This is a genomic window from Klebsiella sp. TF21-TM (assembly GCF_019753495.1).
GTDB lineage: Bacteria > Pseudomonadota > Gammaproteobacteria > Enterobacterales > Enterobacteriaceae > Klebsiella > Klebsiella quasipneumoniae.
Genome location: NZ_JAIJYL010000013.1, coordinates 26344 through 38139, shown reverse-complemented (window position 1 = coordinate 38139; position 11796 = coordinate 26344). Strand labels below are relative to the sequence as shown.

The window sequence follows — 11796 nt, the reverse complement described above, 5'->3', positions numbered from 1 at the left end:
ATGGAAAACGCGATGTTAACTTTTGACAACGTCAGCGCCCACTACGGCAAGATTCAGGCGCTGCACAACGTCAGCCTGCATATCAAACAGGGCGAGATCGTCACGCTTATCGGCGCCAACGGCGCGGGGAAAACCACCCTGCTCGGCACGCTGTGCGGCGATCCGCGCGCCTCCAGCGGGCGTATTGTCTTTGACGGTAAGGATATTACCGACTGGCAGACGGCGAAGATCATGCGCGAGGCGGTGGCGATCGTCCCGGAAGGGCGGCGCGTCTTTTCGCGAATGACGGTGGAAGAGAACCTGGCGATGGGCGGTTTTTTTGCCGACCGCGATCAGTTCCAGACCCGCATCAAATGGGTGTATGAGCTGTTTCCGCGTCTGCACGAGCGTCGTATCCAGCGCGCCGGCACCATGTCCGGCGGCGAACAGCAGATGCTGGCCATCGGCCGCGCCCTGATGAGCCAGCCGCGTCTGCTGCTGCTGGATGAACCGTCGCTGGGGCTGGCGCCGATCATCATTCAGCAGATCTTCGATACCATCGAGCAGCTGCGCGAGCAGGGGATGACTATCTTCCTGGTTGAGCAGAACGCCAACCAGGCGCTGAAGCTGGCCGATCGCGGCTACGTGCTGGAGAACGGCCACGTGGTGCTGGAGGATACCGGCGACGCGCTGCTGGCCAACGAGGCGGTGCGCAGCGCCTATCTCGGCGGTTAATTCATCGCAACCCGGCGTCATTCACTTCGCCGGATAGTAGCCCGGGTGAGGCGCTTGCGCCGACCCCGGGAGCCGATCGCACAACTATTATCCGTGTCTCAGCTCCCACTTTACTTCCCCCGTCCTTTCATCGGCTTGTCATCTCTCTGACCCGTTACTATCTTTTTTTTGTAATAAAAAAGTTATTTTTCTGTAATTCGAACATGTCATGTTACCCCGCGAGCATAAAACGCGTGAAATCGCGCATCCGGCACAACAAGAGAGATAACCGATGATATCGTTACGACATACAGCTTTAGGACTGGCGCTGAGCCTGGCTTTTGCCGGTCAGGCCCTGGCGGTTACCACCATCCCGTTCTGGCACTCAATGGAAGGCGAACTGGGTAAAGAAGTGGATTCTCTGGCGCAACGCTTTAACGCGGCCAATCCTGATTACAAAATCGTTCCGGTATACAAGGGCAACTATGAACAGAGCCTGAGCGCCGGTATCGCCGCCTTCCGTACCGGCAACGCGCCGGCGATCCTGCAGGTGTATGAAGTGGGTACCGCCACCATGATGGCGTCAAAAGCCATTAAGCCGGTCTACCAGGTGTTCAGCGAGGCGGGCATCACGTTTGATGAATCGCAGTTTGTGCCAACGGTCGCCGGGTATTACACCGATTCGAAAACCGGCCATCTGCTCTCCCAGCCGTTTAACAGCTCCACGCCGGTGCTGTACTACAACAAAGACGCCTTCAAAAAAGCCGGCTTAGATCCGGAGCAGCCGCCGAAGACCTGGCAGGATCTGGCGGCCTACACCGCGAAGCTGAAAGCCGCCGGAATGAAGTGCGGCTACGCCAGCGGCTGGCAGGGCTGGATCCAGATTGAGAACTTCAGCGCCTGGCACGGTCTGCCGGTGGCGACGAAAAACAATGGCTTTGACGGCACCGACGCGGTTCTTGAGTTCAACAAGCCGGAGCAGGTGAAGCATATCGCGCTGCTCGAAGAGATGAACAAGAAGGGCGATTTCAGCTACTTCGGGCGTAAAGACGAGTCCACCGAAAAGTTCTATAACGGCGACTGCGCCATTACCACTGCCTCGTCCGGCTCGCTGGCCGATATCCGCCAGTACGCCAAATTTAACTACGGCGTCGGCATGATGCCCTACGATGCCGACGTGAAAGGCGCGCCGCAGAACGCCATCATCGGCGGGGCCAGCCTGTGGGTGATGCAGGGTAAAGACAAAGAGACCTACACCGGCGTGGCGAAGTTCCTCGACTTCCTGACCAAACCGGAAAATGCCGCCGAATGGCACCAGAAAACCGGCTATCTGCCGATCACCACCGCGGCCTACGATCTGACCCGCCAGCAGGGCTTCTATGATAAGAACCCGGGCGCCGATATCGCCACGCGCCAGATGCTGAACAAGCCGCCGTTGCCGTTCACCAAAGGCCTGCGTCTGGGCAACATGCCGCAAATCCGCACCATCGTCGATGAAGAGCTGGAGAGCGTGTGGACCGGCAAGAAAACCCCGCAACAGGCGCTGGATTCCGCCGTTCAGCGTGGGAATCAGCTGCTGCGCCGCTTCGAACAAGCGACCAAATCGTAATCTGTAACTTGCCCGGTGGCGCTGCGCTTACCGGGCCTACGATGTGCCTTATGTAGGCCGGGTAGGGCGTAGCCGCCACCCGGCATTGTTCAGGAACCCAATCTCAATGTCATCATCCCGTCCGGTATTCCGCTCGCGCTGGCTGCCCTATGTCCTGGTCGCGCCACAGCTGATTATCACGCTGATTTTCTTTATCTGGCCCGCGGGCGAAGCGCTGTGGTATTCGCTGCAGAGCGTCGATCCGTTTGGCCTGTCCAGCCAGCTTGTCGGCCTGGATAACTTCGTGGCGCTGTTCCATGACCCGTACTATCTGGACTCGTTCTGGACCACTATCAAATTCAGCGCCCTGGTGACCGTCAGCGGCCTGCTTATTTCGCTCTTTTTCGCTGCGCTGGTCGACTACGTGGTACGCGGCAGCCGCTTCTATCAGACCCTGATGCTGCTGCCGTATGCCGTGGCTCCCGCGGTGGCGGCGGTGCTGTGGATCTTCCTCTTTAACCCCGGGCGCGGGCTGATCACCCATTTCCTCGGCGAGCTGGGCTACGACTGGAACCACGCGCAGAACAGCGGCCAGGCGATGTTCCTGGTGGTCTTCGCCTCGGTATGGAAGCAGATAAGCTACAACTTCCTGTTTTTCTTCGCCGCGCTGCAGTCGATCCCGCGTTCGCTGGTTGAGGCTGCCGCTATCGACGGCGCCGGGCCAATCCGCCGCTTCTTCAGGCTGGCGCTGCCGCTGATTGCGCCGGTGAGTTTCTTCCTGCTGGTGGTCAACCTGGTTTACGCCTTCTTCGACACCTTCCCGGTGATCGATGCCGCCACCGCCGGCGGCCCGGTGCAGGCGACTACCACCCTGATTTACAAAATCTATCGCGAAGGTTTCGCCGGGCTCGATCTTTCCGCTTCCGCCGCGCAGTCGGTGGTGCTGATGTTCCTCGTCATTATCCTGACGGTGGTGCAGTTCCGTTACGTTGAAAGTAAGGTGCGTTACCAATGATTGAGAACCGTCGCGGGCTGACGATTTTCAGCCACACCATGCTGATTCTGGGCATCGCCGTCATTTTATTCCCGCTGTACGTCGCCTTCGTGGCGGCGACGCTGGATAACCAATCGGTGTTCGAAACGCCGATGACGCTGATCCCCGGCGGACATCTGCTGGAGAACATGAAGACCATCTGGGTGAACGGCGTTGGCGTCAACAGCGCGCCGTTCTGGCTGATGATGCTCAACAGCTTCATCATGGCGTTCGCCATTACCGTGGGCAAAATCGTCGTGTCGATGCTGTCGGCGTTCGCCATCGTCTGGTTCCGCTTTCCGCTGCGTAACCTGTTCTTCTGGATGATTTTTATCACGCTAATGCTGCCGGTCGAGGTGCGTATTTTCCCGACGGTGGAAGTGATCGCCAATCTCAACATGCTCGACAGCTACGCCGGGCTTACGCTGCCGCTAATGGCCTCAGCCACCGCCACCTTCCTGTTCCGCCAGTTCTTTATGACCCTGCCGGACGAGCTGATTGAAGCAGCGCGTATCGATGGCGCTTCGCCGATGCGCTTCTTTCGCGACATCGTGCTGCCGCTGTCGAAAACCAACCTCGCGGCGCTGTTCGTCATCACTTTTATCTACGGCTGGAACCAGTATTTGTGGCCGTTGCTGATTATTCAGGATGTGAATCTTGGCACCGCCGTCGCCGGCATCAAAGGCATGATCGCCACCGGCGAAGGTACTACCCAGTGGAATCAGGTGATGGCGGCGATGCTGCTGACCCTGATCCCGCCGGTTGTCATCGTTTTAGCCATGCAGCGCGCATTTGTGCGTGGCCTGGTCGATAGTGAGAAATAAAATGGCTGGTTTAAAACTACAGGCAGTAAGCAAAAGCTGGGATGGCAAAACCCAGGTGATTCAACCGCTGACGCTGGACGTGGCGGACGGGGAATTTATCGTCATGGTCGGCCCGTCGGGCTGCGGGAAATCAACGCTGCTGCGGATGGTCGCCGGACTGGAGCGGGTGACCAGCGGCGATATCTGGATCGACCGCAAGCGGGTCACCGAGATGGAGCCGAAGGATCGCGGCATCGCCATGGTGTTCCAGAACTATGCCCTTTATCCGCATATGAGCGTGGAAGAGAACATGGCGTGGGGGCTGAAGATCCGCGGCATGGGTAAGGGATTGATCGCCGAGCGGGTGCAGGAGGCGGCGCGTATTCTTGAGCTCGACGGCCTGCTCAAGCGCCGCCCGCGCGAGCTCTCCGGCGGTCAGCGCCAGCGCGTGGCGATGGGCCGCGCCATCGTGCGTGACCCGGCGGTATTCCTCTTCGACGAACCGTTGTCAAACCTCGACGCCAAGCTGCGCGTGCAGATGCGTCTTGAGCTGCAGCAGCTGCATCGCCGCCTGAAAACCACCTCGCTGTACGTTACCCATGATCAGGTGGAGGCGATGACCCTCGCTCAGCGGGTGATGGTGATGAATAAAGGCGTTGCCGAGCAGATCGGCACCCCGGTGGAAGTGTATGAGAAGCCGGCCAGCCGCTTTGTGGCGAGCTTTATCGGCAGCCCGGCCATGAACCTGCTGGAAGGGCGCATCAGCGATAACGGCGGTCGCTTTGAGCTGGCGGGCGGCATCCAGCTGCCGACGAATCATGAGCACCGGCGCCACGCCGGGCGTAAAATGACCCTCGGTATCCGCCCGGAGCATTTTATCTTAAGCTCGCAGGCGCAAGGCGGCATTCCGCTGCTGATGGACTCCCTGGAAATTTTAGGCGCCGATAACCTTGCCCACGGGCGCTGGGGCGAACAGAAGCTGGTGGTCAGACTGCCGCACCAGCAGCGCCCGGCGGCAGGCAGCACGCTATGGCTGCATCTGCCTTTGGAACATCTGCACCTCTTTGATGGTGAAACAGGACAACGCGCATGAGTAACTGGCCTTATCCCCGTATCGTCGCCCATCGCGGCGGCGGTAAACTGGCGCCGGAGAACACCCTGGCGGCTATCGACGTCGGCGCTCGCTACGGGCACACGATGATTGAATTTGACGCCAAGCTGTCAAAGGACGGGCAGATCTTTCTGCTGCATGACGATAATCTCGAACGCACCAGCAACGGCTGGGGCGTGGCGGGGGAGCTGCCATGGGACGATCTGCTGAAGGTTGATGCCGGTAGCTGGTTCAGCCGTGAATTTAAGGGCGAGCCGCTGCCGCTGCTCTCCCAGGTGGCGGAGTGCTGCCGCCGTCACGGCATGATGGCGAATATCGAAATTAAACCGACCACCGGCCTTGGGCCGCAGACCGGCAACGTGGTGGCCCTGGCGGCGCGGGAGCTGTGGGCGGGAATGACCGCGCCGCTGCTGTCGTCGTTTGAAATCGATGCCCTGGAAGCGGCGCAGGAAGCCGCCCCCGAGCTGCCGCGCGGGCTGTTGCTGGATGAGTGGCGTGAGGACTGGCGGGAGTTGACCACCCGGCTGGGCTGCGTCTCCATTCACCTTAACCACAAGCTGCTGGACGCCGGGCGGGTGGCAAGCCTGAAACAGGCCGGCCTGCATATCCTGGTGTATACCGTTAACAAACCCCAGCGCGCCGCCGAGCTGCTGCGCTGGGGCGTAGACTGCATCTGCACCGATGCCATTGACGTCATCGGGCCCCATTTCCAGCCTTAATAACCGCTGCGCGGCGGCTGGCCTTTACGGGTTGGTCTGCCGCAGCATCCCTCCGTTGTTGTTCGGCAGCACCTGCTGCGGCGGATTGAGATTCCCGCCCTGCGCCGCGCGCTGCTGATTGGTCTGCAGCTGGTTTTGCAAATGCTGCTGCTGGGAGCGAGTCTGATTGTTCAGATTCTGCTTCAGCATGCTCTGTTGCTGCTGTTGCTGCACCTTCATCTCATTTTGCATGCGCTGCTGGCTGGGGACCACGTAACCCGGCTGGTTGGGGTTGTTATCAATATTGATTGGCTGGGCTAAAACGCCGAGCGGCATCAGCGCCGCCAGAAATAACATCGCTTTCATGGTTTTCTCCTCCCGTGCGTGGGATCACTTAAGTGTACCTCGAATCCGCCATAACAATGATTTTTTAGGAGTTATCAACCAGGCTTAAGCGGGGAATGAAACCTACCTATCAGGAGTAAGACAATGATAAAAACAACAATCTGGCGTCAGGTGGTCATCGCTGCGTTGCTGGCGGGCGGTAGTTTTACCGTCGCCGCCAGTCCACCGCCGCCGCCGCCGGTCTCTTATGGCGTAGAGGAGGATGTATTCCACCCGGTGCGCGCCCGGCAGGGCATGGTGGCCTCGGTGGATGCGCTGGCCACCCGCGTCGGGGTGGATATTCTGCGCCAGGGCGGCAACGCTGTCGATGCGGCGGTGGCGGTTGGCTACGCGCTGGCGGTCACTCATCCGCAGGCGGGGAATATTGGCGGCGGCGGTTTTATGATGCTGCGGACGAAAGACGGCAAGACTACGGCGATCGATTTCCGCGAAATGGCGCCAGAGCAGGCCACCCGCGACATGTTCCTCGACGACCAGGGTAACCCGGACAGTAAAAAATCGCTCACCTCGCATCTGGCCTCTGGCACGCCAGGCAGCGTGGCGGGCTTCTCTCTTGCCCTGGAAAAATACGGCACCATGCCGCTGAACAAAGTGATCCGCCCGGCAATCAAGCTGGCGGAAGAGGGCTTTATTGTTAACGATGCGCTGGCGGACGATCTGAAGACCTACGGCAGCGAAGTGATCCCGCAGCACGAAAACAGTAAAGCGATCTTCTGGAAGAACGGCGAGCCGCTGAAGAAGGGCGACCGGCTGGTACAGAAGAACCTGGGGAAAAGCCTCGAGCTGATTGCCGAGCACGGTCCGGATGCCTTCTATAAAGGCGCTATTGCCGACCAGATCGCGGACGAGATGAAAAAGCACGGCGGGCTTATCACCAAAGCCGACCTCGCTAACTATAAGGCCGTGGAGCGCACGCCGATTAGAGGCGAATATCGCGGGTATGAGATCTACTCTATGCCGCCGCCCTCCTCCGGCGGGATCCACATCGTGCAGATCCTCAATATCCTCGAAAATTTCGATCTGCAGAAATATGGCTTTGGCAGCGCCGACGCTATGCAGGTGATGGCGGAGGCGGAGAAACACGCCTATGCCGACCGCTCTGAATATCTCGGCGACCCTGACTTCGTCAAAGTGCCGTGGCAGGCGCTGACCAGCAAAGCCTACGCCAAAGCGATTGCCGCCGAGATCGACGTCAATAAGGCGAAGCCTTCCAGCCAGATCCGCCCGGGCAAGCTGGCGCCCTATGAAAGCAACCAGACCACCCACTTCTCGGTGGTCGATAAAGACGGCAATGCGGTGGCGGTGACCTATACGTTGAATACCACCTTCGGCACCGGCATTGTGGCGGGGGACTCCGGCATTCTGCTGAATAACCAGATGGATGATTTCTCGGCGAAGCCCGGCGTACCTAACGTCTATGGCCTGGTGGGCGGCGACGCCAATGCGGTGGAGCCGAAAAAACGCCCGCTGTCGTCGATGTCGCCGACCATTGTGGTGAAAGACGGCAAAACCTGGCTGGTGACCGGCAGCCCGGGCGGCAGCCGGATCATCACCACTGTGCTGCAGATGGTGGTCAATACCATCGATTTCGGGATGAACGTCGCAGAAGCCACCAACGCCCCGCGCTTCCATCATCAATGGTTGCCGGATGAGCTGCGGGTGGAGAAAGGCTTTAGTCCGGATACCCTGAAGCTGCTGGAGGCGAAAGGGCAGAAAGTGGCGCTGAAAGAGGCGATGGGCAGCACTCAGAGCATTATGGTGGGGCCGGACGGGATGCTGTATGGCGCCTCCGACCCGCGTTCGCCGGATGATTTAACGGCGGGGTATTGATATGTTGCCCGGTGGCGCTGCTGCGCTTACCGGGCCAACCACTGCACGAACGTAGGTCGGGTAAGGCGAAGCCGCCACCCGGCAACATGCTACTTCATTCTCGCCATATAATATGCATCCACATATTCACCGTTGCGCAGCGCGTAACGCTTGCCGGTGCCTTCGATCTCAAATCCGTGTTTTTTGTACACCGCAATCGCCGGCTTGTTATCAGCGAACACCGTCAGCTCAATGCGGTCAACGCGCAGCCAGTTATCGCACAGGTCGATCATCTCGCGCATCAGTGCGCTGCCGATACCGCGCCCCTGATGGCCGGCGGCAACCGCCATGCCAAAGGTCGCCACGTGGCTGCGACGAGGGCGCGGTTCGACATGGAGCGACAGATGCCCGGTAACCCGATCGTCCAGCGTCGCCACCAGATGGAAGGTATGGGGTTTGGGCTGTAGCTTCTCCTGCCAGGCTTCCATGGCGGGGTAAGGGATCTGTAGCGTGTCATGATAGACCTCCGGGTGCGCCATCAGCATACGTAAAGGTTCAGCATCGCGCGGTTCGGCATGGCGTATCACTATGTCACTCATTCCCTTGTCCTCTTTTTGGTGGTTGATTCTCCTTCACCATCTCTGACGGCAGCCGGGGAGTCAATGCCGTTTTTTGCAAAAAAAAGATAGACAAGTGCGAATGAGAATGATTATTATTGTCCTGCATTCAGGAAGACCCTTGCGGAAAGCCTGAAAGCACGACATTGCTCACATTGCTTCCAGTATTACTTTAGCCAGCCGGGTGCTGGCTTTTTTTTTGCTGCTACCTCAGGCGCTTTGCGGCCTGGCGGACATCACGCCGTCTTCCGCAACCAGGCCGATGAGATGACTTTTGCTTTCCGCCGCGGCCAGCACCTCGGCGCTGCCGGTGAACTGGCCGCCCTTTTTAATCGCCAGCGAGCGATAGGCGAGGGTGCCATCCAGATTGCCGTGCTCCTCAATGGTGATGCTGTCGCCGCGGCACTGGCCCTGAACCTTGCCATCAATAATCAGCTCACGGCAGCTGATGTTGCCCTCGACCTGACCTTCACGCATCACCTTAATCAGATGTTCTTTCGCCTCAATGTTGCCGGTAAGCTGGCCGTGAATATAGACATGGCCGCTGGCGACAATATTGCCGACGAAATGCACCCCGCTGGCGATGACCGTAGTCTCTTGTTTTTTGCTGGCGACCGCCTGGGATTCTGGGTTGTTTGCCGGAGGCGTGGCCACTTCTGACGTCTGAGGTTCCGTTTTATTTTTCTTAATAAACATCGCGTTAATTTTGTTCCGTTGGCTATGGAGGAGAAAGGCGACCAGTGCGCAGGCGGCCGCCAGGCGCGCCGGCACGATCGCATCGACAGACCAGGCGATCAGCGCGAGAAGCCAGAAAAAAAGGGCGCCGTTTAAGGCGAGATACTGTTTGTCCATCCGTAGCGGCTGGCTACTCCGTTAGTCATCAGCAACGTCCTGGTTTGCCCTCCACTTATCCGCAGTTTCGCCATTGAGATCAAGATATTTAACCGAAAAATGTCGATTTAATCTGTTGTTAATCAATGAGTTATTAATAATTGCGTATGGATGGTACGCGACCTATTTTTTTGACGAATCTTCACGGAAAACGGACTGAGAGGATGAAGTCATGTCCCGGCTTGCGCTATGGTTGAAGGTAGCTCATTAACTAAGGACAGCGTTATGACTCTGCACTGCGCATTTATTGGCTTCGGCAAAAGCACCACCCGCTACCATCTTCCTTACGTGTTACACCGCCAGGACCGCTGGCAGGTGGCGCACATCTATCGCCGTCGGGCGAAGCCCGAGGAGCAGGCGCCGCAGTATTCCCACATCCATTTCACCAGCGATCTCGATGAAGTATTAAACGACCCGCAGGTCAGGCTGGTGGTGGTCTGCACCCATGCCGACAGCCATTTTGACTATGCGAAAAAGGCGCTGGAGGCGGGGAAAAACGTGCTGGTGGAAAAGCCGTTCACCCCGACGCTGGAGGAAGCCAAGACCCTGTTTGCGCTGGCGAACAGCAAAGGCCTGACGGTGACGCCCTACCAGAACCGCCGTTTCGACTCCTGCTTCCTGACCACTAAAAAGGTGATTGAGAGCGGCAAACTTGGCGAACTGGTGGAGATTGAAAGCCATTTTGACAACTACCGCCCGCTGGCGGAGACCAACCCCGGCGGCCCGCAAAACGGCGAGTTCTATGGCCTTGGCGTGCATACCCTGGACCAGATTATTTCGCTGTTCGGCCGCCCGGACCATGTCGCTTACGATCTGCGCTCGCTGCGCAACAAAGCTAACCCGGATGATACCTTTGAGGCCCAGCTGTTCTACGGCGATCTGAAGGCCATCGTTAAGACCAGCCACCTGGTGCAGATCGACTACCCGAAATTCATCGTCCACGGCCATAAAGGCTCGTTTGTGAAATATGGTATCGACCAGCAGGAGACCAGCCTGAAAGCCAATATCATGCCGGGCGAGCCGGGCTTTGGCGCGGACGACAGCGTCGGCGAGCTGGTGTATGTCAACGAGGCAGGGGAGACGGTGCGCGAAGCGGTCCCGCTGGAGAGCGGCGACTATGGCCGGGTCTACGACGCGCTGTACGACACCCTCGTCAACGGCCAGCCAAATTACGTCAAGGAATCTGACGTTCTTACCAATATGGAGATCCTGCAGCGCGGCTTTGAGCAGCCCTCACCGGCCACCATTACTCTGGTGAAATAAGCCCAAGCGGCTCCTCTGCGCTTGTTCATATTTTTTGAACAGAGGAGTCAATTTTCACCCTCTATGATCGTCGGCGAAATGGGTCCACACTGATTCCATCGAAAACATATGGGGGTGCAACATGATCTACTTACGCAAAGCGAACGAACGTGGCCACGCTAACCATGGCTGGCTGGATTCCTGGCATACTTTCTCTTTCGCCAACTACTACGACCCGAACTTTATGGGCTTCTCCGCCCTGCGGGTGATTAACGACGACGTCATCGACGCCGGTCAGGGCTTCGGTACCCACCCGCATAAAGATATGGAGATCCTGACCTATGTACTGGAAGGGGCGGTGGAGCACCAGGACAGCATGGGCAACAAAGAGCAGGTGCCGGCGGGCGAGTTCCAGATCATGAGCGCGGGTACCGGGGTGCGTCACTCTGAGTACAACCCGAGCAAAACCGATCGTCTGCGTCTGTACCAGATCTGGATTATTCCGGAAGAAACCGGCATTACCCCGCGCTACGAGCAGCGCCGCTTCGACGCCGCCCAGGGCAAACAGCTGGTGCTGTCGCCGGATGCACGGGATGGCTCGCTGAAGGTCTATCAGGATATGGAGCTGTATCGCTGGGCGCTGCTGAAAGATGAGCAGTCGGTTCACCAGATTGCCGCGGAACGTCGCGTCTGGATCCAGGTCGTCAAAGGCGAAGTGACCATCAACGGTACCAAAGCCACTACCAGCGATGGTTTGGCTATCTGGGACGAGCAGGCGATTTCGGTTCATGCCGACAGCGATAGCGAAATCCTGCTGTTCGATCTGCCGCCGGTTTGATCGTTATCTGAGGTCGTCTATACCCAAAATAATTTGAGTTGCAGAAAGGCGGCGACGCAGAGAATCCC

The 11796-nt window shown here is 58.4% G+C and carries 12 protein-coding genes; 9 read left to right on the top strand and 3 right to left on the bottom strand.

All coding sequences use genetic code 11. The features are described 5' to 3' along the window. The 6 genes from livF to ugpQ all read left to right on the top strand — a co-directional run bounded on the left by livF (nt 1) and on the right by ugpQ (nt 5947). On the top strand, nt 1-714 hold the full coding sequence (gene livF / locus K5R89_RS14105) for a high-affinity branched-chain amino acid ABC transporter ATP-binding protein LivF (protein WP_004145133.1): 714 nt from the start codon (nt 1-3) through the stop codon (nt 712-714). A 271-nt stretch (nt 715-985) separates the two neighbouring features. Next, nucleotides 986-2302, top strand: a complete 1317-nt coding sequence (gene ugpB / locus K5R89_RS14100; RefSeq protein WP_032454248.1) for a sn-glycerol-3-phosphate ABC transporter substrate-binding protein UgpB — start codon at nt 986-988, stop codon at nt 2300-2302. 106 nt (nt 2303-2408) lie between these two features. After that, complete coding sequence (gene ugpA / locus K5R89_RS14095; protein WP_101989689.1) at nt 2409-3296, top strand: sn-glycerol-3-phosphate ABC transporter permease UgpA; 888 nt, start codon at nt 2409-2411, stop codon at nt 3294-3296. Then, nucleotides 3293-4138: a sn-glycerol-3-phosphate ABC transporter permease UgpE gene (gene ugpE, locus K5R89_RS14090; protein ID WP_008806976.1), complete on the top strand. Its 846-nt coding sequence runs from the start codon at nt 3293-3295 to the stop codon at nt 4136-4138. Before ugpA ends, ugpE begins: the two co-directional genes overlap by 4 nt. A gap of 1 nt (nt 4139) precedes the next feature. Further along, entirely contained in the window at nt 4140-5210 is a 1071-nt protein-coding gene (locus tag K5R89_RS14085) for a sn-glycerol-3-phosphate import ATP-binding protein UgpC (RefSeq protein ID WP_101989690.1), read from the top strand. Beyond that, nucleotides 5207-5947, top strand: a complete 741-nt coding sequence (gene ugpQ, locus K5R89_RS14080) for a glycerophosphodiester phosphodiesterase (protein ID WP_101989691.1) — start codon at nt 5207-5209, stop codon at nt 5945-5947. Before K5R89_RS14085 ends, ugpQ begins: the two co-directional genes overlap by 4 nt. A gap of 24 nt (nt 5948-5971) precedes the next feature. Here ugpQ and K5R89_RS14075 read toward each other — a convergent pair whose 3' ends face one another. Beyond that, on the bottom strand, nt 5972-6292 hold the full coding sequence (locus tag K5R89_RS14075; protein ID WP_023291222.1) for a DUF2756 family protein: 321 nt from the start codon (nt 6290-6292) through the stop codon (nt 5972-5974). A 123-nt stretch (nt 6293-6415) separates the two neighbouring features. Here K5R89_RS14075 and ggt point away from each other — a divergent pair, with 123 nt between their 5' ends. Continuing rightward, the gene (gene ggt, locus K5R89_RS14070; protein ID WP_044524972.1) at nt 6416-8161 is read left to right on the top strand and encodes a gamma-glutamyltransferase; all 1746 of its coding nucleotides are present in this window, start codon (nt 6416-6418) and stop codon (nt 8159-8161) included. Between the two features lie 89 nt (nt 8162-8250). Here ggt and yhhY read toward each other — a convergent pair whose 3' ends face one another. Both yhhY and K5R89_RS14060 read right to left on the bottom strand, forming a co-directional pair. Beyond that, nucleotides 8251-8727: an N-acetyltransferase gene (gene yhhY, locus K5R89_RS14065; RefSeq protein WP_072096665.1), complete on the bottom strand. Its 477-nt coding sequence runs from the start codon at nt 8725-8727 to the stop codon at nt 8251-8253. 240 nt (nt 8728-8967) lie between these two features. Continuing rightward, entirely contained in the window at nt 8968-9609 is a 642-nt protein-coding gene (locus tag K5R89_RS14060; protein WP_023291219.1) for a polymer-forming cytoskeletal protein, read from the bottom strand. A 264-nt stretch (nt 9610-9873) separates the two neighbouring features. Here K5R89_RS14060 and K5R89_RS14055 point away from each other — a divergent pair, with 264 nt between their 5' ends. Continuing rightward, complete coding sequence (locus tag K5R89_RS14055) at nt 9874-10911, top strand: oxidoreductase (protein WP_032454242.1); 1038 nt, start codon at nt 9874-9876, stop codon at nt 10909-10911. Nucleotides 10912-11032: 121 nt separating this feature from the next. Then, complete coding sequence (locus K5R89_RS14050; RefSeq protein ID WP_002920779.1) at nt 11033-11728, top strand: pirin family protein; 696 nt, start codon at nt 11033-11035, stop codon at nt 11726-11728. Nucleotides 11729-11796: the final 68 nt, after the last annotated feature.